Source organism: Pannonibacter phragmitetus DSM 14782 (genome assembly GCF_000382365.1).
In the GTDB taxonomy this organism is placed as follows: Bacteria; Pseudomonadota; Alphaproteobacteria; order Rhizobiales; family Stappiaceae; genus Pannonibacter; species Pannonibacter phragmitetus.
Window position 1 is genome coordinate 31,911 of sequence record NZ_KB908223.1, and the last position, 22,429, is coordinate 54,339.

General features: G+C 64.0%; 20 protein-coding genes. 4 read left to right on the plus strand and 16 right to left on the minus strand.

Annotation, left to right across the window (positions count from 1 at the left end; all coding sequences use genetic code 11):
- Positions 1 to 13: 13 nt before the first annotated feature.
- From H163_RS0113705 to H163_RS0113730, 6 genes are all read right to left on the minus strand, one after another.
- The gene (locus H163_RS0113705; protein ID WP_019965167.1) at positions 14 to 1,174 is read right to left on the minus strand and encodes a M20 aminoacylase family protein; all 1,161 of its coding nucleotides are present in this window, start codon (positions 1,172 to 1,174) and stop codon (positions 14 to 16) included.
- Positions 1,175 to 1,265: 91 nt separating this feature from the next.
- Positions 1,266 to 2,936 (minus strand): ABC transporter ATP-binding protein, encoded by a 1,671-nt coding sequence (locus tag H163_RS0113710; RefSeq protein ID WP_019965168.1) that lies wholly within the window; start codon positions 2,934 to 2,936, stop codon positions 1,266 to 1,268.
- A gap of 4 nt (positions 2,937 to 2,940) precedes the next feature.
- Positions 2,941 to 3,828, minus strand: a complete 888-nt coding sequence (locus tag H163_RS0113715) for an ABC transporter permease (protein ID WP_026355836.1) — start codon at positions 3,826 to 3,828, stop codon at positions 2,941 to 2,943.
- Complete coding sequence (locus tag H163_RS0113720) at positions 3,828 to 4,769, minus strand: ABC transporter permease (RefSeq protein WP_019965170.1); 942 nt, start codon at positions 4,767 to 4,769, stop codon at positions 3,828 to 3,830. The genes H163_RS0113715 and H163_RS0113720 overlap by 1 nt, the downstream gene beginning before the upstream one ends.
- 130 nt (positions 4,770 to 4,899) lie before the next feature.
- Positions 4,900 to 6,498, minus strand: a complete 1,599-nt coding sequence (locus tag H163_RS0113725; protein ID WP_019965171.1) for an ABC transporter substrate-binding protein — start codon at positions 6,496 to 6,498, stop codon at positions 4,900 to 4,902.
- A 168-nt stretch (positions 6,499 to 6,666) separates the two neighbouring features.
- Positions 6,667 to 8,199, minus strand: a complete 1,533-nt coding sequence (locus H163_RS0113730) for a M81 family metallopeptidase (protein ID WP_019965172.1) — start codon at positions 8,197 to 8,199, stop codon at positions 6,667 to 6,669.
- 152 nt (positions 8,200 to 8,351) lie between these two features.
- Between H163_RS0113730 and H163_RS0113735 the strand changes: the two genes are divergently transcribed.
- Complete coding sequence (locus tag H163_RS0113735; RefSeq protein ID WP_019965173.1) at positions 8,352 to 9,149, plus strand: IclR family transcriptional regulator; 798 nt, start codon at positions 8,352 to 8,354, stop codon at positions 9,147 to 9,149.
- A gap of 20 nt (positions 9,150 to 9,169) precedes the next feature.
- Here the strand turns inward: H163_RS0113735 and H163_RS0113740 are convergent, their stop codons facing one another.
- From H163_RS0113740 to H163_RS0113785, 10 genes are all read right to left on the minus strand, one after another.
- The gene (locus tag H163_RS0113740) at positions 9,170 to 10,591 is read right to left on the minus strand and encodes an amidase (protein WP_019965174.1); all 1,422 of its coding nucleotides are present in this window, start codon (positions 10,589 to 10,591) and stop codon (positions 9,170 to 9,172) included.
- Positions 10,592 to 10,665: 74 nt separating this feature from the next.
- Positions 10,666 to 11,625, minus strand: a complete 960-nt coding sequence (locus tag H163_RS0113745) for a LysR family transcriptional regulator (protein ID WP_019965175.1) — start codon at positions 11,623 to 11,625, stop codon at positions 10,666 to 10,668.
- Positions 11,626 to 11,695: 70 nt separating this feature from the next.
- Positions 11,696 to 12,484 (minus strand): putative hydro-lyase, encoded by a 789-nt coding sequence (locus tag H163_RS0113750; RefSeq protein WP_019965176.1) that lies wholly within the window; start codon positions 12,482 to 12,484, stop codon positions 11,696 to 11,698.
- A gap of 15 nt (positions 12,485 to 12,499) precedes the next feature.
- Entirely contained in the window at positions 12,500 to 13,873 is a 1,374-nt protein-coding gene (locus tag H163_RS0113755) for an amidase (protein ID WP_019965177.1), read from the minus strand.
- Positions 13,873 to 14,559, minus strand: coding sequence for a DUF2848 domain-containing protein (locus H163_RS0113760; protein ID WP_019965178.1), 687 nt, complete (start codon positions 14,557 to 14,559; stop codon positions 13,873 to 13,875). Before H163_RS0113760 ends, H163_RS0113755 begins: the two co-directional genes overlap by 1 nt.
- A 43-nt stretch (positions 14,560 to 14,602) precedes the next feature.
- The gene (locus H163_RS0113765) at positions 14,603 to 15,886 is read right to left on the minus strand and encodes a TRAP transporter large permease (protein ID WP_019965179.1); all 1,284 of its coding nucleotides are present in this window, start codon (positions 15,884 to 15,886) and stop codon (positions 14,603 to 14,605) included.
- Complete coding sequence (locus tag H163_RS0113770; protein ID WP_019965180.1) at positions 15,883 to 16,503, minus strand: TRAP transporter small permease subunit; 621 nt, start codon at positions 16,501 to 16,503, stop codon at positions 15,883 to 15,885. The genes H163_RS0113765 and H163_RS0113770 overlap by 4 nt, the downstream gene beginning before the upstream one ends.
- A gap of 74 nt (positions 16,504 to 16,577) precedes the next feature.
- The gene (locus tag H163_RS0113775) at positions 16,578 to 17,624 is read right to left on the minus strand and encodes a TRAP transporter substrate-binding protein (protein WP_019965181.1); all 1,047 of its coding nucleotides are present in this window, start codon (positions 17,622 to 17,624) and stop codon (positions 16,578 to 16,580) included.
- Between the two features lie 226 nt (positions 17,625 to 17,850).
- Positions 17,851 to 18,783 (minus strand): LysR family transcriptional regulator, encoded by a 933-nt coding sequence (locus H163_RS0113780; RefSeq protein WP_019965182.1) that lies wholly within the window; start codon positions 18,781 to 18,783, stop codon positions 17,851 to 17,853.
- Between the two features lie 220 nt (positions 18,784 to 19,003).
- Positions 19,004 to 20,122 carry a serine hydrolase domain-containing protein gene (locus H163_RS0113785; protein WP_244296102.1) on the minus strand — a complete coding sequence of 373 codons (1,119 nt, stop codon included), beginning with the start codon at positions 20,120 to 20,122 and terminating at the stop codon, positions 19,004 to 19,006.
- Between H163_RS0113785 and H163_RS24815 the strand changes: the two genes are divergently transcribed.
- From H163_RS24815 to H163_RS0113795, 3 genes are all read left to right on the plus strand, one after another.
- Positions 20,121 to 20,372 (plus strand): hypothetical protein, encoded by a 252-nt coding sequence (locus tag H163_RS24815; protein WP_244296100.1) that lies wholly within the window; start codon positions 20,121 to 20,123, stop codon positions 20,370 to 20,372. The two genes, H163_RS0113785 and H163_RS24815, sit on opposite strands and share 2 nt — an antisense overlap.
- Before the next feature lie 24 nt (positions 20,373 to 20,396).
- Positions 20,397 to 21,290 carry a LysR family transcriptional regulator gene (locus H163_RS0113790; protein WP_019965184.1) on the plus strand — a complete coding sequence of 298 codons (894 nt, stop codon included), beginning with the start codon at positions 20,397 to 20,399 and terminating at the stop codon, positions 21,288 to 21,290.
- A gap of 223 nt (positions 21,291 to 21,513) precedes the next feature.
- Positions 21,514 to 22,428: a DMT family transporter gene (locus H163_RS0113795; protein ID WP_051105395.1), complete on the plus strand. Its 915-nt coding sequence runs from the start codon at positions 21,514 to 21,516 to the stop codon at positions 22,426 to 22,428.
- Position 22,429 lies beyond the last annotated feature (1 nt).

A 22,429-nucleotide genomic window follows, 5' to 3' on the forward strand; every position in this document is an offset into this window, starting at 1 on the left:
TCAGGCCGCCAGATCAGGCCGCAAGCCGCCGTTCGGCAATGCGGGCATAGATGCTGGCCCCAACCGGCAGGATGGCGTCATCCAGCACGAAACCCGGATTGTGCACCGGCACGCCGCCGCTGTGGCCGACGGTGCAGTAAGCCCCCGGCACGGCCAGCAGCATGTCGGCGAAGTCCTCGCTGGCCGGCACCAGATCCACCTGATCGGTAACGAGATCGCCGCCGACAATTTCGGCGGCCGCTTCCAGATAGGCCGCACTCAGGGATGGGTCGTTGCGCAGCACGGAGAACACGGGCCGCAGTTCCGGCGTGATGGTGACGCCGAAGCTGGTGGCATAACCGGCACAGAAGGCCTCGATCCGCTCATGAATGAGATCGCGCACGCCATCATCGAAATATCGGATCGTGCCGGAGATGACGGCTTGATCGGGAATGACGTTATAGGCCGTGCCGGAATGGATCTGCGTCACGGACAGAACTGCCGGCTGCACCGGCTCCACATTGCGGCTGACGATGCTTTGCAGGTTCTGCACCAGCGAGGTGGCGACGATGATAGGGTCCTTCGAATGATGCGGTGCCGCGCCGTGGCTGCCGCGCCCCTGAATGGTGATATCGAAGAAGGTGGAGCCGGCCATGGCAACACCAGGGCGCACCGCCACCCGGTTCGGCTGCGCCAGAGGGTTGTTGTGCATGCCATAGACTTCATCGCAAGGGAACCGGTCGAACAGCCCGTCCGCCAGCATGGCCCTTGCGCCTCCCAGCCCCTCTTCGGCCGGCTGGAAGATGAAGACCACGGTTCCGGCAAAATCGCGCGTCTCGGAGAGATAGCGCGCCGCCCCCAGCAGCATGGTGGTGTGGCCGTCATGACCGCAGCCGTGGAATTTGCCCGGATGGGTGGAGCGGAACGGCAGATTGGTGTGCTCGTCCATGGGCAGCGCATCCATGTCGGCGCGCAGGCCAATGGTCCGGCCCTCGCCCTTCGCCCCTTTCAGCACGCCGACGACGCCGGTCTGGCCGATGCCCCGGTGCACCTCAAGGCCCCATTCCTCCAAAAGGCTGGCGACAATGCCGGACGTGCGCTGTTCCTCGAAGCCGATTTCCGGGTGAGCGTGGAAGTCATGGCGCAGGGCCGTCAGTTCCTTGGCATAACCGGCGATTTTCTCGATGACGGGCATGGGTCAGTCCTCTGACAGATGAAATGAAACGGAAAGGGAAGAAGCAGCCGGGGCGGCTGCGGGTGCCCCGGCTGCGGCGGACGCGAACGCCTCAGGAGGCCAGCGTCAGCTCACGGAAGTTGGCAAAGTCCCAGTTGCGGCCGGGTGCCGCCTCGATGAGGGCACGGGTGTAGGGGTGTTTCGGATGGGCCAGCACCTCGCCCGCAGGCCCGTGCTCCACCACCCTGCCCTTTTGCATCACCAGCACATCGTCACAGATCTGCGCCGCGACGCGCAGGTCATGGGTGATGAACAGGATGGCGATGCCGAGCTTGGCCTGCAGATCCTCCAGAAGCTTGAGCACCTGATCCTGCACCGACACATCCAGTGCCGATACGGCCTCGTCCGCCACCAGCACGTCCGGCTCCATGGCGATGGCCCGGGCGATGGCAATGCGCTGGCGCTGGCCGCCGGAGAACTGGTGCGGATAGCGGTCCACCGCATCGGCCGGAAGGCCGACAAGCGCCATCAACTCGCGGGCGCGGGCCATGGCCGCCTCCTTGTCCTGGCCAAGGTTCAGCGGCCCCTCGATCAGCGAGCGCCCCACCGTCCAGCGCGGATTGAGCGAGCGGAACGGGTCCTGAAACACGATCTGGATGTGCTTGCGGTGCGGGCGCAGCTTTGCGCGCGGCATGCTGGCGATCTCAAGCCCGGCCACCTTGATGCCGCCGCCGGAGGGATCAATCAGCCGCATGACGCAGCGCGCCACAGTGGATTTGCCCGAGCCGCTTTCGCCGACGATGCCGAGGGTGCGGCCCGGCGCGATGGTAAAGGCCACATCCTGCGCCGCCCGGGTCGGCTCCCGGTTGAGCAGCCAGCCGGAGGTGCCATAGACCTTGGCAAGGTTCGAGACTTCCAGCACCGGCGGCTTGTCTTCCACAGCTGCGCGCGGCGGGCGCGGCGTCAGGCTGGGCACGGCCTTCAGCAGGCGGCGGGTGTAGTCGTTCTGCGGGTTGCGCAGAAGCTCCGCGACGGGGGCATTCTCCACCATCTCCCCATGCTTCATCACCTGCACCGTGTCGGCAATCTCGGCCACCACACCCATGTCATGGGTAATGAACAGAACAGCCGTGCCGTGCTTTTCCTGCAGTTCCGCGATCAGTGAGAGGATCTGCTTCTGGGTGGTCACATCCAGCGCCGTGGTCGGCTCGTCGGCGATGAGCAGCTGCGGTTCCAGGATCAGCGCCATGGCGATCATGATGCGCTGGCGCTGGCCGCCGGAGAGCTGGTGCGGGTAGGACCGGTAGATCCGCTCCACATCCGGCAGATGCACCTGTTCCATGATGGCAAGCACGCGCTTGCGCTTTTCACCGGCCGGCAGCTTCGTGTGGGTGTCGAGCACTTCCTCGATCTGCTGGCCCACCCGCATCACCGGATTGAGCGCGGTCATCGGCTCCTGAAACACCATGGAGAGATTGCGGGTGCGCATGTCGCGCATCTGCTGCGGCGAGAGTTTCAGAAGGTCGGTCTCGCCAAGCAGGATACGCCCGCCCGTCACCTCCAGCGCGTTCTTCGGCAGCAGCCCCATGGTGGCAAGCGACGTGACGGATTTGCCCGAGCCGCTTTCCCCCACAAGGCAGACCGTTTCGCCCGCCCGGATGGTCAGGGACACACGGTCAAGGATGGGCCGGAACTCCGGCGCAGCGGTGGGAATGCGGACGGTGAGGTTGTCGATGGTGAGGACAGCCGGAGCGCCCTCGAAGGATCTGGACTTGAAGATCACAGGCTCAGCCCTCCCTCTTGCGCAGGCGCGGATCCAGGAGATCGCGGGCCGTGTCGCCAAGCAGGTTGATGGACAGGATGCACAGGGACAGCATCAGTCCCGGCCAGAAGATCAGCGAGGGCTTGAGCTGGAAGTGCATCCGCCCCTCGGCCATGATGTTGCCCCAGGTGGGAATTTCCGTGCTGACGCCCGCGCCCAGGAAGGAGAGGATCGCTTCCGTCAGGATGGCGGAGGCGCAGATGTAGGTGGCCTGCACGGTCAGCGGCGCCAGCGTGTTGGGCATCAGGTGCTGCCACAGGATCTTCGGCATGGAAGACCCCAGCGCCACCGCCGCCTCCACATAGGGCTCTTCGCGCACGGACAGGACGACGGAGCGCACCAGCCGCACCACGCGGGGGATTTCCGGGATGGTGATGGCGGCAATCACCGACCACAGGCTCGGGCCGTTGAGGGCCACGAGCGCAATCGCCAGCAGGATCGACGGGATGGCCATCAGGCTGTCCATGATCCGCATGATGATCGCATCCGCCAGCCGGAAGAAGCCGGAGACGAGGCCAATGGCAAGGCCGATGAGCACGCTCGTCACCGCAGCGCCAATGCCGATGAACAGCGACACGCGCCCGCCCATCATGACGCGGGAGAAGAGATCGCGGCCGAAGGCATCGGTGCCCAGCAGGTTGCTTTCCGAAGGGCCCTTGAGCCGGTTCAGCGCATTGAGCGCCACCGGATCATGGGGAATGTAGAGCGGTGCCAGCAGCACCGCGACGGCAATGATGGCCAGCACGATGGCCGCCACCATCGGCCCGCCGCCAAGCTTGCGGACTTTCGCCGGCAGGGACAAAAGGCGAAGGACGGGTTGCAGCCGGGATACGGGGTCGGAAGAAGCTGACATCAATACCGGATCCTCGGGTCAAGAAGGCTGTAGGCAACGTCGATCATCAGGTTGATGAAGACGTAGATGGCACTCGTCAGCAGGATCATCGCCTGGATGACCGGATAGTCACGGGCAAGGATCGCATCGACGGTGAGCCGGCCGATGCCGGGGATGTTGAAGACGCTTTCCGTCACCACCACGCCGGAAATGAGCAGCGCAAAGCCGGTGCCGATGATGGTCAGGATCGGCACCGAGGCATTGCGCAAGGCGTGGCGGAACAGCACCGCCTTTTCCCTCAGCCCCTTGGCCCGCGCGGTGCGGATGTAATCCTCGCCCAGCACCTCCAGCATGCTGGCCCGAGTCATGCGCGCAATCAGGGCGATGTAGATCGTCGCCAGCGTCAGGCAGGGCAGAATGGCGCGGGTGAGGAACTTGCCGAAGTCCTGCGAGGGCGCCGTATAGCCCTGCACCGGCAGCCAGCGCAGCTGCAGGGAAAAGACCTGGATGAAGATGTAGCCGATGACGAAAACCGGGATCGAGAAGCCCAGCACCGAAAAGGCCATCACCGCATAATCCGTCCAGGTGCGGTGCCGCCAGGCGGCCAGCACGCCCATGGGCACGGCGATGAGCACGGCCAGAATGATGGTCATGACGGCGATGTTGATCGTCGGCCAGATGCGCTGGCCGATGAGATCGGTCACCGGAACATTGGAAATGAGCGAAATCCCGAGATCACCTTCCGCAAGGTGCCCGGCCCAGGTGATGAACTGAGTCAGCAGCGGCTCATTGAGGCCAAGCGAGGTGCGGATCTTCTCCAGCTGCTCGGGCGTTGCCGCATCACCGGCAAGGATGGCTGCCGGATCGCCCGGCGTCAGGCGCAGCAGCAGAAAAACAAAGATGGCGACACACAGCACGACCGGAATGACGGCCAGGATGCGCCGGAGGATGTAACCGATCATCGGCGGATGCTCCCTTCCCTTCGGGCGGTGAGAGCGGCGCAGGTCCTGCCCTTTGCAAGGCAGCCCCGCCGCTCCCGGTGAGCCGGGGCCGCGTTGGGCGGTCCCGGCAGCCGTTCAGACGGCGGGAGGATCAGTCTTCCTTCTTCATGTTCCAGAACACCGGCACCGGCGAGGGGATCATGTCCACCAGCTTGACCGAACGCCCCTGCGGGGTGAGGTACTGGCCGAGCGGGATGTAGTTCACGACATCCATGGCATGAGCCTGGATCTTCTTGGCCACTTCCACCTGCTCTTCTGCGGACCCGGCCGCGATGAACTCCTTGCGCAAGGCTTCGAGCTTTTCGTCCGTCGGCCAGCCGAACCAGGCGGCGCTGCCGCGGCCATTGAGCATCGGACTGATCAGCGGCGAGGCGATTTCCGGCACGGCCCAGTTCGTGAAGAACAGGTTCCAGCCGCCTTCGGACGGCTTGGACTGGCTGGCGCGGCGGGTGACCAGGGTCTGCCAGTCCATCGGCTGCAGATCGACGGTGAAGCCCGCATCGCGCAGCGCCTGGGCTGCCACCACCGGCTGGGCGGAAATGGCCGGCACGTCGGTCGGCTGCATCAGCACCACGGGCGTGCCGTCATAACCGGACTCGGCCAGAAGCTTCTTCGCCTCTTCGATGTTGCCGCCGCTGATGAGGCTTTCCGCCCCGGTTTCGTCGGCCAGCGGCGTGCCGCAGCCGAACAGCGCACCGCAGATCTTGTAGTAATCCGGATTGCCGATCAGCGTCGCCAGCACCTGCTCCTGGCTGATCGCCATCATGGCCGCCTTGCGCACCTTCACATTGTCAAAGGGCGGGTAGAGGAAGTTCATGCGGCCCATGGTCTGGTAGCCGAGCGGATCGCGCAGCTCCGACAGCACATCGTCATTGCCCTCCAGCAGCGGCAGCAGATCAACCGGCACCTGTTCCATATAGTCGATTTCGCCGGAAGACAGCGCATTCACCGCCGTCTGGGCATCGGGCATGGTGATCCATTTCACCTTACCCACGTGAACGGTCTTGCCACCGGCCATCCAGCTGGACGGCTCGTCACGCGGCACATAATCGGCGAACTTCTCGTAAGTGACGCTGACGCCGGGCTGGAACTCGGATTCCACGAAGCGGAACGGGCCGGACCCGATGAAGCTCTTGATCGACTCGGATGCCGGAGTGGCGGCAACGCTCGCCGGCATGATGAAGGGCGGCAGTGCCGACATCTTCGCCAGAGTCTCGATCAGCGGTGCATAGGGCTCCTTCAGTTGCCAGACGAGCGTCTTGTCATCGGCAGCCGTCAGGCTGTCGGTCACGTCGAAGATGAGCTGGCCGCCGGAATCCTTCTGGCCCCAGCGCTTCAGCGAGGCCACCGCATCTTCCGCCGTCACCGGCGCGCCATCATGGAACTTCAGACCATCGCGCAGGGTGAAGGTGTAGGTCAGCTTGTCATCGGAGATGGTCCAGTCCGCCATCTGCGGCCTGGGCGTGAAGTTCTCGTCCACGGCGATGAGCACATCGTAGATCATGTAGGCATGATTGCGCACGATGTGGGCGGTGGTGATGACCGGATCGGTGACACGCAGGCCGGAATGCATCACGGCGGTGATCACCTTTTCCTGCGCCATGGCGCTGCCGGCCAGAAGCGTGCCGGCAACAAGACCGGCGGCAAGGCGGCCTAGGCCCCTCAGGCGGCGCGGCCGGCTCTCAGCCATCAGTCTGCTTACGACCCCAGTTTCAACACTCAGCATGTTCGTGAACCCCGTCTGGTTGGTTGTGATGATGCTTCGTTGGAGCCCGGCCTGTTTTCCGGCCGGTTGTGATCTGCTCTGCTTCTCCTCCCATCCGCTCCCGCAAGCCCGTGGAGCGAACATCATTTCATATCATATGTTAGTTGCCTTGATGGCTGTTTCATTGGCCATGAAGGCAGGTCCGCAAGGCGCCAGCCGGATGCCCGGCTTCAGGTTGCGGAAGGGCAGATCGCTGGCGTAAAGCGCCATCGGCCCTGGCGAGCGGGCGACGAGAATTGTCTCGGCCACCGGCTCGAAATCGGCACGGAAATGCACCGAACTCTTGTTGACGAGAATGGCTTCCTGCGTCGGTTCAATGCCAACGAAACGGTACATGGCGAGGTCCGCCATCTGCACCTTGCGGCTGGCCAGCACCACACGCACGCCGCCGATGGAGACACAGGCCGACAGACCCAGATCCATGTGTGTGTGCCCGAAGAACGGGCCACCGGCCATGAAACTGCCGTCCGACAGGCGCTCCACCTTGAAGGTCCCGGTAAAGGACTCATCGCCCGCAACGCCTGAGCGCCCGCCGAGGGTGAGCGTCACCTCCGCCCCCTCACCCGCCGCATGCGCAGCTTTGGCTGCCTCGGGGTCAACCATCAGGCCAAGCGAGGCGCGGGAAACGCCCGCCCGCACCAGCGCCGCCAGCATGCCGGCCGTGTTGGAATCCCCGCCCGCGCCGGGATTGTCCTGCGTATCTGCAATGACGACGGGCCGGGAGGCGGAAGCTGCAATCCGCAGTGCTTCGGCAATAGCCTCCTCAGGCTCATAGGCCCTGCCCTGGAACGCAGGCTCTGCCGCCAGAATATCCGCCACCAGCGCATCGGCTGCCGCATCGGCCGCAGCCTGATCTTTCGCATAGGTGATGACGGAGGGAGCACAATCCTCAAAGTCGGCTGCCGGGAAGCCGGTCAGAAAGGAGGTGCTGGCAACAGCCCCGCCTTCCAGCGCGGCAACACGGGCATAGAGGCTCCTGGCCGGTTCCAGCCCGGTGCATTGCCAGGGGATGGGAATGAGGAAGGGCAGTTGGCGGAAGGCCTTGGCATAGCGCTTGCCCGATTGCATCAGCCGGTCGAGCTGCACCGCCGTGCGGTAGCCGGTTTCAGCCATGTCCACATGCGGATAGGTGCGGTAGGCGGCGAGAACATCGCTCTCCTCCACCATGCGGGCAGTGACATTGCCGTGCAGATCGAGGCTGGCAGCAATCGGCAGATCCGGGCCAGCCACCTTGCGCAGGCGGGCGAGGATTTCCCCCTCCCCGTCATCCAGATGCTCGCAAACCATCGCCCCATGCAGATCGATATAGAGCCCGTCGAGCGGCCCGGCAGCGGCCAGCCGCTCGCACAGCTCACCGAGGATAGCCTCGAAAGCGTCTTTCTCGACATGGGCAGACGGAATGGCCACGGTCCACAGTAGCGGCACCAATTCCCACCCGGCCTCGCGGGCGTAGTCCACGGCACCGGCAACGCCAATGTTGATGCCGGGGCAGCGGTCCAGGATCTCCTGCCCCCGTGAAATCGGCATGTGCCCGCCGCCTTCAGCGAAATGCGCCAGCGTCGCACGGGAGGGGGCGAAGGTGTTGGTTTCGTGCAGGAAACCGGCAACTGCCACGCGCCTTGTCATCCGTCGTCTCTCCTTACACCCAATCAGGAAATTTCACGGCTTGCTTCGCTATATCGCTGTGCAATACACTTGTATTGATTATGCTGACCCAGTTAACCACCGAGGTCAATGTCAAAACACATGCAATCCGGTGCCTCATGAGCCCAAAATTTTTGCGTTCCATCTTTGGCGCGCCCGTCCAGCAGGACGAAACCTGGGAAGATCCGCTGTTCATTCAGTCGGTTGGACGTGCCATGCAGGTGCTCTCCGCCTTCCACCAGAACGAAAGGCCGATGTCGCTGCAGGACCTTGCCAGCGAAACCGGACTGACGCGCAGTGCCGTGCAGCGGCTGGTCTTCACGCTGAGGCATCTGGGCTATATCGCCCGCGATCCCGATGACACCGGCTATGTTCCGGGCCTGCGCATCCTCGACCATTCGCTCGATTTCCTGCGGCTCAACCCGGTGGTGGTGAAGGCAACGCCCGTGCTGCTGGAACTGCGGCGGCAGGTGCGCGAGCGTGTCGATCTCAGCCTGCGGGACGGCTTGCGCCTCGTCTATGCCAGCCGCCTGCAAAGCAAGCGGGAGATCCTGTCCTCGACCATGGTCGGCCACAGCGTGCCGCTTTTTTGCACCTCCGGCGGCTGGGCCATTCTCGCCCGCCTGCCCGAAGCCGAATGCGCGGAACTGATTGCCAGCTCGAACCGCGTGCCGGTGACGCCGCAGACCATCACCGATCCGGCGGTCCTGATGGAGCGCGTGGCCGAAACCCGGCGCAATGGCTATGCGCTGGCGCTGGAGCAGATCCTGACCGGAGAAATCGCCATCGGCGCGGCCATTCTCGATGCTTCTGGACGTCCGGTGGCCGCCATCCACGTGGCGGGCTCTCTCTCCGAATGGGAGCCGGAGGACTTTGCCCGTCAGGTTGCGCCGCTGGTGATCCAGGCGGCGCAAACCATCAGCCGGGGCTGAGCAGGACGCCATCACGGCCCTCAAGGCTTCGGCCAGTTGGAAATGCCGCCGGTCCAGCTTTCAAAGGCCTTCGTAACCGACAAGACCCTGAGATCAGCAAAGCGCGGACCGATGATCTGCAGGCCGATCGGCATGCCCGAAACCGAGAAGCCGCAATTGATAGAACAGGCCGGGTTGTCGCCCATGTTCCAGGGCACGGTGAAGGCAATATGTTCGAAAGGCAGCAAGGGATCGTTGGTCGGCCCCGCCCATTCCGCCGGGAAGCTGACCACCGGGTTGACCGGCGAGAGGATGAGATCCAGCCCCTGAAACACCTGCGCTGTGGCTTGCCGGATCGCCAGCATCTGGTCAAAGCCGATTGCTGCCCGCGTGGCAGGCAGATCCTTGGCGCCTGCCGCCCAGTCCAGGATGAAGGGCAGGATCTTTGCCTGCCGCTCCGGCGTGTAGGTTTCCATCAGCGCCCAGAAGCGCGCGCGCCAGAAATCATCCAGCCCGTCCAGCATCTGCCGTGTGAGAATGCCATCCACCGGGATGATCTCTGCGCCTGCATCTTCAAACCGGCGCGCAGCGGCGAGCACCGCAGTGCGAATTTCACCGTCGACCGGCAGGCCGCAGCCCGCATCCAGCATGAGGCCGATTTTCATGCTGCGCACGGAAGCGGGCGGCACGTTCCAGTCCAGATCTTCCGGCGGCAGCGAAGTGGCATCGCGCCAGTCCGGGCGGCTGATCGAGGCCATCAGCAGCAGCGTGTCATCCACCGCCGGCGTCATCGGCCCGGCGCAGCGGCCCGGATAATAGGGATAGACCGGCACACGGCCCTGAGACGGCTTGTAACCGATGAGCCCGGTCCAGCCGGCAGGCAGGCGGATGGAGCCGCCGATGTCCGTGCCGATATGCAGCGGGCCATAGCCTGCCGCCCCCGCCGCCGCAGCGCCCGCACTGGAGCCGCCCGGGTTCTGCGTCAGGTCCCAGGGGTTGCGCGACAGATGATGCAGGCTGGAGAGACCGGAACTCAGCATGCCGAAGTCAGGGCATGTGGTCTTGGCATAGAAGATCGCGCCATCCTCGCGCAGGCGCGCCGTCAGCGGCGCGTCTTCGGCTGCGGGCGTCATGTCGGCAGCGGCGGTGCCAGTCGTCACCGGATCGCCCTTCATGGCGAGGTTGTCCTTGATGCTGACGGGCATGCCATCCAGCGGGCCAATGGGTGCGCCCTTGACCCAGCGGGCTTCGGATGCCCGCGCCGCCTTCATCGCTTCATCGGGACGGAAATCATAAAGAGCGCAAACCCTTGGCTCACGACCTTCAATTCTTGCGATAAGCGCTGCCATATACTCGGCAGGCGAGAGACTGCCCGCCTTGAAGGCCGAGAGCACGCTGCGGGCCGGAAGGGACAGAACCTCGTCTTCCGGGCGCACCCGCTCGTCCGCATCCACCATCGCCATGCCTGCCTCCTGTGCGCTCACATGCCGTCATCCGCATGTCATGGCCTCAGGCTGCACGACTTTGCAGCGCACACTCAACGAAGATCTTGAGTGCTCCGTGTTGCGTAAACCGTTGCACTGGAGGCCGAAGAAGAGCCGAACCTTGCGCGCAGCAGCCGTTCCAGCGACGCGGCAAAGCGGCTGGCGGCGAAACTCAGCTGGCGTTCCGGCGAAAGACTGAGCTGCAGTGCCGTGTCGATGGCGGCATCTGCGGCCAGCGGGCGGGCAACGAGGCTGCCGAGTTCCAGATCGCGGATCACCGCAATCTCAGGCAGAATCAGGATCGCAGCCCCCAGCCGGGCAAGTTCCTTCTGCACGGTCAGCGAGGCCGTGGTGAAACTGACGGAAAGCGGATCATGGCCACCAGCCCGCAGCCGCGCCTCAAGCGCCGCACGCAGACTGTAGGACGTGTCCGGCACGGCCAGCGCGTGGGTGGTGAGCGCATCCAGATCAAGGCTTTTCAGCGCCGCGGCCGGATGATCGGGCGCAAGAATGGCCGCATGGCGCACCGGCACGCGGACACGCGCCGTCACGCGCGGGTCGTCCGGCGAGAACAGGGTCAGCGCCATGTCCGTGTCGCCGCGCACAATGGCGCTCATGGCCTCGCGCGCCGAGGTTTCCTGCACGGTGACGCGGATCGCCGGAAATTCCTTCGAGAAGGCAGCCAGCGCTGCCGCCAGAATGGAGCCGCCGGTGGCGCCATTCACGTGCACGCTCACCTCGCCCCGGCGCAAGCCCCGCAGATCGTCAATCGCCTGATTGGCCTGATCGAAGGCACGGATCGCCGTCTTCAGCCGGGCCGCCACCACTTCGCCCGCCGCCGTCAGCTCGATGCCGCGCGCACCGCGCTCCACCAACTGCACGCCGAAATGATATTCGAGATTGTCGAGCTGGCGGCTGATCGCAGTCGGCGTCACGCCAAGGTTCTGGGCGGCCTGCCGGATGGACCGGCAGCGCACCAGTTCGTTGAAATAGGTGATCGCCTGAAGCTGCATTGCGCCCTGCCCCTCATTCTCTGCCGAAGCATGACTCAGAATGGCATAGCGGGTGACGCCAAGGCCAGCCTCACATCAGCGAGGCGTTGGGAATGTCGGTCACCAGCATGTGGCCCGGCGCATGGGTGATGCAGAACTCCGGTTTCACACGGGCAATCGCCGCCTGCGGCGTCACCCCGCAGGCCCAGAACACCGGCACCTCGCCTGCCCGCACGCTCACCGCATCGCCGTAGTCGGGACGGGAGAGATCGGCAATGCCGATCTGTGCCGGATCGCCGATATGGATCGGGGAGCCATGGGCGGCCGGCAGGCGTGAGGTGATTTCCACCGCCCGCACCGCGTCCTTCGGGCTCATCGGCCGCATGGAGACCACCACCGGGCCGGAGAAGCGCCCGGCGGGAACCGTCTCGATGCTGGTGCGGAACATCGGCACGTTGCAGCCTTCCTCGATATGGCGGATGCCGATCCCAGCTGCCAGCAGCGCCTCTTCGAACGAGAAAGAGCAGCCGATCAGGAAGGACACCAGATCATCACGCCACCAGTCTTCGACGCTCTGCGGCTCGGCCACCAGCTCCCCCTTCTGCCACACGCGGTAGCGCGGCAGGTCGGTGCGGATGTCGAGGTTGCGGCCAAGGGCCGGGATCATCGGATCGCCGGTTTCCGACACACCCACCAGCGGGCAAGGCTTGGGGTTGCGCTGGCAGAACAAGAGGAAGTCATAGGCCAGATCCTGCGGCAGAATGGCGAGATTGGCCTGAATGAACCCCGGTGCCAGATTGGCAGTCGGCCCGCACAGGGCGCCAGAGCGGGCGGCCTGCCGGACATCGAAGGGGCTGGTGAGAAGGCTGGTTGCGGTCATGCCGGTATCAATCGGTTAGGCGGTGATGGCGGCAAGTGCCGCCTCGATGGAAAGGCCGAGGGCCAGGATCTTGCGGTCCTGCATCTGCGTGCCGGCAATCATCAGCCCCACCGGGGCTTCACCGGCGGCATGGCACGGCACCGACAGGGCGCAGCCATCAAGGAAGTTGATCATCGTCGGGTTGCGCAGGATCAGGCCGTTGGCCGCAAAGAAGGCGGCCTCATCGGCCTCAAGCGGCGCAATCTCCGGGGCGATCACCGGCACGCTGGGCAGGATCATGGCATCAAAGTGGGCGACGCGAGCCTCAACGGCGGCCTGCCATGCCTTGCGGCTGGCGAGCGTATCAAGATAATCCGCCGAGGAAATGTCCCGTCCGCGCAGGATGCGCTGACGCACCCGCTGATCATAGCTGTCACCGGCCTTTTCGATCAGCGCCCGGTGCCAGTGCCAGGCTTCGGCAGCAACAAGCCCGCCCTTGGCATTGATCGTGGCAAGCTGCGCAAATTCGGGGATCTCGATTTCCGTGATCAGCGCCCCAGCGGCTTCCAGCACCTTGCGGGCGCGGGCGAAGGCGGCGCTGACGGTTTCATCCATGTCCGACAGCACGACCGTGGTGGGGATGGCGAGCCGCAGTCCAGCGAGCGGCAGGGCTGCGGGCACGTCTTCGCCGCTGCCGGAGAGCACAGCGTCGATGACGGCACAGCAGGCAACGCTGCGGGCAATCGGGCCGATGGAGTCGAGCGAAGTGGACAGCGGCACCACACCTTCGGCAGGCACGCGGCGGGCGGTCGGCTTGAAGCCGGTCAGCCCGCAAAGCGCCGCCGGAATGCGGATGGATCCGCCCGTGTCCGTACCGATGGCAGCCAGCGCCATGCCATCGGTGACCGAAACCGCAGCGCCGGAGGACGAGCCACCGGGAATGCGCCCCGTGGCGCGGTCATAGGCATTGCGCGGTGTGCCGTAGTGCGGGTTGATGCCGAGGCCGGAGAAGGCAAACTCGCTCATGTTGGTGGTGCCGGTGATGACGGCACCTGCCGCCACCAGCCGCGCCACCACAGGGCAGTCTGCCGTCTCTGCTGCGGCATCCTTGAGGGCGATGCTGCCGGCAAGCGACACTTCTCCGGCGATGCCGAAGAGGTCCTTCACCGAAATGGGCAGCCCTTCGAGGGGCGAGCGCACATGCCCGGCAGCACGCACGGCATCCGAGGCCTCCGCCAGCTTGCGGGCGCGGGTATCATTGCGCCGCACGAAGGCACGCGCCCCCTCGCCTGCTGGATCATTCATGCGCGCCAGCGCCTCGTCCGTCAGGCTGGTGGAGGTCACGGTTCCTTTCGCCAGAGCATCGGCTGCGGCGGCAAGGGTCAGGCGGGAGGTCTCGGAGTTTGTCATCAGGCGATTTCCGGCAAGGTTTCGATGGAATAGCTGTGCGCAATGGTCCGGTTCAGAACCGGATCATGCAACTCCATTCTGAAGGTTTTTGACGGACGGATGCCGCCGATGGCGCCAACCGTGCCGCAAACCATGCCAGTGCCTGTCTCCAGCATGTCATTCCCGCCGGAGTAACCGGCAATCAGGTCCTGCGGGCTGCGCAAGGAAGCAAGCGTGCCTTCCTGATAAAGCACTTCCGCACCGTTCTCCTCGATGAAGGAGCGGATGATCAGCTGGTCCCAATGCGGCGCAACTTCTGCGAAAGGCCAGGCGCGGGAAGCCACCGGCTTGGCGCAGATCTGCTTGGACAGGGCGACGCTGTGGGATTCCAGCTTGCGGTCGGTGTGGTCGGAAGCGATGGAGACGAACAGCTCATCACCTGCACGGAAGACGAAGGTCTCGACCTCGCCCGAGGTTTCCTCGCCCACCACCTGGATGGTGTCCGCCTGCACCAGAGAATTGTCGGAGCAGCGGTAATAGAGCGGCACGGTGCTGGGGCGCGGCACGCCGATGGCGGCAAGTTCCTCGATGTGATGCTCGATGGCGTGGATGTCGCGCCCGGCCCAGCCGGCAACGATGAGGTCAGAGATGCTCACCTCAAGGCTCGACGGGGCCTTGAGGGTTTCAACGGTGAAGGACAGTTTCATGTGTCTTGTATCCGGATGGAATGGTCGTGGTACCGGGAGGCCGTCAGCCGGCCAGCCCCGGCAGGTAAAGGGCGATTGACGGGAAGATGGCGAGCAGGACGATCAGCACGCCCATGGAGACGACGAACGGCAGGCTGCCGATGATCACCGGCCCCATGGAGCCGCTCTTGCGCAGGCTGTGCACCACGAAGAGATTGAGCCCCACCGGCGGCGTGATCAGCGCCGCTTCCACCAGCACGATGATCAGGATGCCCACCCACAGCGGATCGAAGCCGAGGGCAAAGAGGATCGGCGTCACGATCGGAATGGTGGTGATCATGATCGACAGGGATTCCATGAAGCAGCCGAGGATCAGGTAGAAGATCACGACGACCGCAATCATCTGCATCGGCGACAGGCCAAGCCCCTTGATCGAGTTGGTGATGGCATCGGTGATGCCGGCCGCCGACATGATGAAGTTGAGGAAGCCCGAGGCGATGATGATGAGGAGGATCATCGCCGAGGATTTCATCGTGCCCTCGATGGCGGTGGCCAGCATGGAGAGGGTCAGCCGGCGGAAGCATGCGGCAAGGATCAGCGCTCCCAGCACGCCCAGCGCGGCGGCTTCCGTCGGGGTGGCGATACCGGCATAGATGGAGCCGACAACCAGCACGAAGATGGCCAAGGGCGGTGCAAGATGCACGAGGCTGGCAAAGCGTGCGCCCCAGGCGCCCCTCACCCGCTCCCCGCCCCAGCGCGGGACCAGAAGGCAGCCGGCGATGATCGTCAGCATGAACAGGCCGGTGAGGAGGAGGCCGGGCAAAATGCCCGCGAGATAGAGCTTGGGCACGGACGTATTCGTCAGCACGCCGTAGAGCACCATGTTGATCGACGGCGGAATGAGAATGCCCAGCGTGCCACCGGCCGCAATGCTGCCGAGGAACAGCGGCTCGTTGTAGCCATAGCGGCGGATCTGCGGAATGGCGACGGTGCCGACCGTGGCAGCCGTGGCGACACTGGAACCGGACGTCGCCGCGAACAGGGCCGAAGCGCCGATGTTGGCATGCATCAGGCCGCCGGGCAGCCAGGAGAGCCACAGGCTCATGGCGCTGTACATGCGCTCGGCAAACCCGGCACGCAGCAGGATTTCCCCCAGCAGGATGAACAGCGGAATGGCGACGAGCAGAAACTCGTTGTTGGTGCTCCAGGCCATTTCGCCCATGGCCCGCGTCAGCGGCAGCATGGAATAGAGCGGGTCCAGAATGAGACCCAGCACGCCCAGCGCCGCAGCGACGGGAACGGACAGGCCGATGAGGACCAGAAGAATGATGAGCGTTGTGGCGATCACTTGCGCTCTCCCTGAATGAGGCGTTCGCCCTGGGCTGCTTCTTCCTCGGCCTCCTCCTTGGTGGAGCGCATGCCGGCCACGAGCTTCACCGTCTCGATGTCACCGGTGACGAGTGCGACGGAGGAGCGGATCAGCATCAGCGCGAGGATGAGGCACATGAAGACAAGGCCGCCGAACCACAGGCCCTGCGGCAGGGCAAGCGGCGTTCCAAGCGGCGTGTTGGCGCGCGAGCCGTAAATCCACGACTGGGCCACCACGTCATAGGCATAGAAGGTGAGATACCCGATGAAGACGCCCATGCAGACCAGTGACAGCCAGTCGAGCAGCGCCGAAACGCGCACCGGCAGATACTGGTAGAGCACGTCCACCCGCACATTCGCCCGCTGCAGCACGCCATAGGCGAGCGACCAGGAGGTGCTGATGGCAAAGGCATAGCTGGACAGTTCGTCCGAACCGCCGATGGTGACGCCGAACAGCTTGCGGACGATCACGTCGTAGGAAATCAGCAGAACGCTTGCGATGGTCAGCGCGCCGCTTGCCAGAACCGCATATCGCGCCGCGGTATTGGCAAAGCGGTAGGCACCCGCAAGGACGGGTAGAGATCCGGAAAGCCCCATGTCTCACGGCTCCAATCAAAAAAGGACAGGGCGGAACCCCGGCTGCAGCGTGGCCCCGCCCTGTCAATCTGGCATTACTTGGCGGCGGTCAGGTTCATTTCCTTGCCAATGGTGGCATTGAAATCAGCAACGCACTCGTCCGAGCAGCGGGCCGCCCATTGCGGCAGGATCTTGGTCTTCAGCGTCTCGGCCAGAAGCGCCTTGTCCTCATCGGACGGCACCACCAGCGTCATCTTGCCCTTCACCTCAAGGGTGCAGGAGGCAGCGCCGGTGTTGCAGTCGAAGCCCTGCTGGGTCTGCGCCTCGGCAGCGGTCCAGATGCCGTCCATCAGGGTGTTGATGTTTTCCTGCAGGAAGGCCTGAACCTTCGGGTCCAGCTTGTCCCAGGCGCCCTGGTTGACGCCGTGGATCTGCTGGTTCCAGTTGATCGGCAGGGCCAGAAGGTGGGTGGAGACTTCATACCACTTGGCCGAATAGCCGGAGAGCGAGCCGGTGATGGCGCAGTCCACCACCTTGTTCTGCAGGGCAGGAACCACTTCACCGAAAGCCATGGTCACGCTGGCGCCGCCAAAGGCTTCCACGAACTCGGCCTGCGTGCGGCTGGAAGTGCGCACCTTCTTGCCGGCCAGATCCTTGAGGCTGTTGATCTCCGCGTTGCAGAACAGAACCTGCGCCGGATAGGTGGAGATGCCCAGCAGCTTCACGCGCGAGCCTTCACCGTAGAACTTTTCGTAGACCGGCTGAAACGCCGTGGTCACCTTGCGGGCTGTCGTCACATCAGGAGCCAGACCCGGAAGGTCGATGGCTTCGTTGATCGGATTGTCCGAAGCGAAATAGGACAGGGTCGCGGTGCCGAACTCGATGGCGCCCTGAGACATCAGGCGCATCAGTTCCGGGCCCTTCACGCCCATCTCGTTGAAGCCCTTGATGGTGGCCGTCACCTGGCCGCCCGACTTTTCCGGGATCGTCTTTTCCCAGAAGGGCTGCTCGAACTGCTGATAGGCCGTCAGATTGCTGAGGCCGCCAACGACATGCAATTCGGTCTTCGGCAGATCCTGCGCGAAGGCGGAGAGCGAGGTAGTTGCGGCGAGGAATGCGGTCGTCAGGGTAAGAAGTCTCATGATGCGGTCCCTTATGCTGCTGATGCCGGTACAGCACTGCACGCAGGGAGGAAACGGGGCCGCCGGAGATATAAGCACAGGGCAAACCTGTCCCGTCCTGCCGGATGTTTTATCTGCCCAATCTGTTCCCTTGCATGCAGCTTATAGCGCTGTCTTGTCCGCTATAGAACGACGACGGAAACCCGGCTGTCCAATCGTATGTTTGGAAGCATGATATAAACTTTATTTATGTCTCAGCTTCAATTCCAGGCATTTGCACAGTTTCCAGGCATGGCTCGCCACCTGCCACCAGCTGCGCCATGCGGGCAATGACGCGGGCAGCGTAGCTGTCCGGCCCGTCGATCCATGTGGCGGTAAAATTGAGGTCCGGCAGCGGGTCCGCGATCACATCGAGGATTTCCAGCTCTCCCCGCTCAAGCTCCGCTCCGAGGAAGATGGGCGTGATCACCGCCGTGCCGATGCCATCCTGCACCATGCGCACGATCATCGACAGGGACGCGCAACCATACATGCGCGGCGACGGCACCCCTTCACGGCGCAGCATATCGCGCACCTGCCTGTAAGGCGCGCTGTTGGAAGCATAGGTGATCACCGGCAGTTCGGCGATCCGCTCCAGCGTCAAGGGCCGGGGCCCGAGATCAAGCCCCGCCTTGGCCACCCAGGACAGGGGATAGGTGCACAGACGCCGGTTCTCCATGCGCGCTTCCAGCACCGGCCCCATCATGAAGGCGAGATTGAGCCGCCGGCTCGTCAGATGCGCCTTCAGCATCTCGCTGCTGTCCACCTCGATTTCCAGCGTCAGCGCCGGATAGGCGGCGTGGACCCCGGCAATGAGGCGCGGCAGCCAGGTCTGGACGATGGTTTCCGCCACGCCGATGTGGAAGCTGCCGCTCATGGTGGTCTGGTCGCGGGCGGCCTGAATGATATCATTGCGCGCCTGCATCATCCGCTCCGCATGGGCCAGCAGCTCATGCCCCTTGGCGGTGAGGCGCACACCGCGTGCGGCGCGCTCGAACAGCCGCACGCCCAGCGCCCCTTCCAGCGAAGCGATGCGCTGGGACACGGCAGGCTGGGTGGTGCCCAGCTTCTCGGACGCAGCCCGCAGACTGCCGAGAGCCGCAGCCCAGAAAAAGGTTTCGATATTGCGCAGATCAATCACGGCATGGCCCAGAAAGGAGAGGAGTACGGCATGATACTCCCTGCGCCCGCGCGATCCTACTGCGGATCGGGCAATTCCACCGTATGCGCCTATTGCCCCTCCCCTGAAAGATGCCAGCAGGCTGCGGTCTGTAGCCCATGAAAAAACCGCATCGCGGGAGGCGATGCGGTTCTGGAGTTTGGGGGACACGCTGTGAAACCGCGTGTCCTTCTGCTGCAGGTTACTTCGCCAGCTTGCCGGTGATCTGCTTGAACAGAGCCAGATTGGGCTCGTCATGACCAACCGGATCGGGCGAAGCGGTCGCCTTCATGATAACGAGATTGTTGGTGGGATCGACGTAGATATACTGGTGGAACAGGCCCAGCGCCGAATAGGCGTCGCTCTCCGGGAAGGTCCACCACTGGTACTGGTAGCCCAGCTGTTCTTCCGGCCCGGCAGGCTCGTTGCCCTCGGACGGCACGGTGGCTTCCTTCACCCAGTCTGCCGGGACGACCTGCTTGCCGCTGGACTTGCCCTGATTGAGGAACATCAGGCCAAAGCGGGCATGATCGCGGGCGGTGGCGGCAAGGCCTGCGCCGAAGAACTCGCGGCCAACGGAAGGCGGCCCGTCCATGATCCAGTAGGCGTCATTTGCCATGCCGGCCGGCTTCCAGAGCTTTTCGGACATGTATTCGGCGCCGGTCTTGCCGACAGCCTTTTCGAGGATGCAGCCAAGCACGCTTGTGTCGAGCGTGGCGTAGTTGAAGGGCCGCTCCGCCGCATTGGCGCCCGGCTTGGATTCCTTGGCGGCATAGTCGCACCAGCGGTACTTGTAGCCGACGAGGGAATTGTCATGAACGGTGGTCAGCTGGGTATCGCTGCCGAATTCATAGACCTCCAGCCAGTCCACGCCGGAGCGCATCTGCAGCAGATCGCGGATGGTCGGCCCGTCATAGCCGCTGCCCTTCATCTCGGGCAGATAGTCGGTCACCTTGTCGTCGAGGCTCTTGATATGGCCATCGGCCAGCGCGAGGCCGATAAGTGTCGAGACATAGGACTTGGCGACCGAGAAGGTCAGAAAGCGGGTGTTCTCGTCACTGCCATTGCGGTAGGTCTCGTAAACGAGGTTGCCGTCCTTCAGCACGACCAGCGCATTGGTGTGGGTCGCCTCAAGCGCTCCTTCCAGGTCCAGCTTGGCATCGCCGATCGTGTACTCGCCCTCCAGCGAAACAGGCATTGACGGCAGCGGCTGCACTTCGGACCCTGCGGCAACGGTCCGGGTCGCGAACATCTGGTCCATGTGCTGGAACGTCAGGTAGTTCAGCGCCGGGTTCAGCATGTTGGCGCGGGCATTCACCATGGTCGGTGACAACCATTTCGCATCATTCTGGTCACTGGCCGATGCAGCCGCCGGAAGGCTCATCAAGGCCATGGCCAGTATTGCCGGGATTTTTTTGAATTCAGTTCGCGACACAAGCTTCCTCCCCTGGTCTGCCGCTCCGGGAACAGAAGCGGCACCGAACCCGCGCGTCTTTGCGCCTGCGGTTGTTCGTTTGGCCATTCAGACATATTGGCAAAAATCAAAACAGACACATAATGTTGCCACCTGACAACCAAGAGAGTTCATCCCGCCCGTGAAGACACAGCAGCTCAAGGCGCTTGTCGCCCTTGCCGACAAAGGCTCCATCCGCGGTGCAGCGCGGGAGATGGGGCTGTCCCAAAGTGCGCTGACCAAGATGCTGCGGGAGCTGGAAGCGCAGACCGGGGCGGCGCTGCTGCTGCGCGCCTCGCACGGCACGCAGTTCACCCCGGCCGGCAAGGCGCTGATGACCCATGCAAGGCTGATCGTGGCGACCATGCGCCGTGCGGAAGAGGAAGTGCGGCGCATCTCCGGGCAGACGGTGGCCACCGCTCGCATTGCAGTGACACCTGTCGTGGCTGCAACAAAACTCGGCAGCATTCTGCACGAGTTCCAGCGCCGCCATCCGGAGGGGCAGCTTGAGGTGGAATCCGGCACGCTGGGCAACATCGTGCCCCGGCTTCAGGACGGGCAGCTGGATCTGGCGCTTGGCATTGCAGTGCCGGGCGCCCTGCCGGCGGATCTCGCCTTCTTCTCTTTCGCTGAAGTCCAGATTGCCCCCGTCACCGGCTCAGCCCGGTTTGCCGGCCGTCAGATGTCCTGGGAAGAACTGGCAAGGGAACGCTGGCTGCTCAATCCCGCGCCCGGCAGCGCCGATCAGGCGGCGCTGGACTGGCTGGAGGAGAAGAATATCACCCTTGCCCATCCGCCAACCCTGTGCCGCTCTCCCTTTCTTCTCGCCGCCCTTAACCGGTCAACGGATCTGATCGCCTTCTGCCCTTTGCGCATTCTCGATCATGCCTTCTGGGGGCAGGACCTCCATGAAATCAGCGTGCCGGATCTGCCGCCGCCGATGCAGCTCGGCGTGCTGACCCGCAAGCACACGCCGGCCTCGCTGGTCTCGCGCGACATCATTGATATTTCGACAAGGCTGCTTCAAGCGCTCTGAACGGATCACCGGCCGGCTTCCTCCTGGAAAGGGCGGCAAGCTGTGGACCAAGGGCGGAGATTACGTGCACTTTTTTGCGGCAGATGGCATTCTCGATGGCAGGTTCCGTAACCGGTCAACAGCCGCCCGTCCCACTTCTGACGGCCTCGCGCGGACCCTGCTTTTCATCGCATCATACCGGCCGCTTCAGGCAGCCAGCATCCTGGCCACAAGGACCCTCAACATGACTTCCACGAGCACGGCTGTTCATCGCCTTGGCGGTATTGCAGGACCTGCCATCATGCTGCTCGGCATGTTCCTTTTCGCGCTCAACGACGCCATGGGCAAATGGTTAGTCGCCAGCTACAGCGTCGGCCAGGTGGTGCTGATCCGCAGCATCGCGGCGCTGCTGATCCTCGCCCCATTTCTCTGGATGTCTGGCCTCAAGCCGCTGCTCAAGCCGGAACGCCCGGGCATGCAGGCAGCCCGTGTGGCCTTTTCCACCTTCGAGCTTTTCTGCTTCTACTATGCGGTCACCTATCTGCCGCTGGCCGATGTGATGACCTACTGGCTGGCCGCGCCGATCTATGTGGCCGCGCTCTCGCCCTTCCTTCTGGGCGAAAAGGTGGGCTGGCGGCGCTGGAGCGCCATTGCGGTGGGCTTCATCGGCGTCATCATCGCGCTCAATCCGTCGAGCGCCATGTTCACCCCGCCCGCCATCCTCTCCATCGCCGGGGCAGCGGCCTTTGCCTTCATGATGCTGTCAGGCCGCAGCCTGCGCGGCACGCCGGACAAGACGCTGGTCTTCTTCCAGACCGCTGGCGCAGGACTTGCGGGGCTTGCGATGGCGCCGTTCGACTGGCGGCCCATCGCCTCGATGGAGGATGCGCTGCTGCTCTCCCTGCTCGGCATCGTTGCCATGAGCGCGCATATCATGGTCAACCGCGCCCTGAAGATCTCGGATGCGGCCACGGTTGCGCCGCTGCAATATACGCTGCTGCTGTGGGCCGTGGTCTTCGGATGGTATTTCTTCGGCGACCTGCCCAAGCCCAGCATGATGCTTGGTGCAGCGCTGATCACCGGCGCCGGACTGTTCATCTTCTTCCGCGAGCAACAGCTGAAGAAGCGCGATCAGGTGCTTCCGGCCGTTCCGGAGTAAC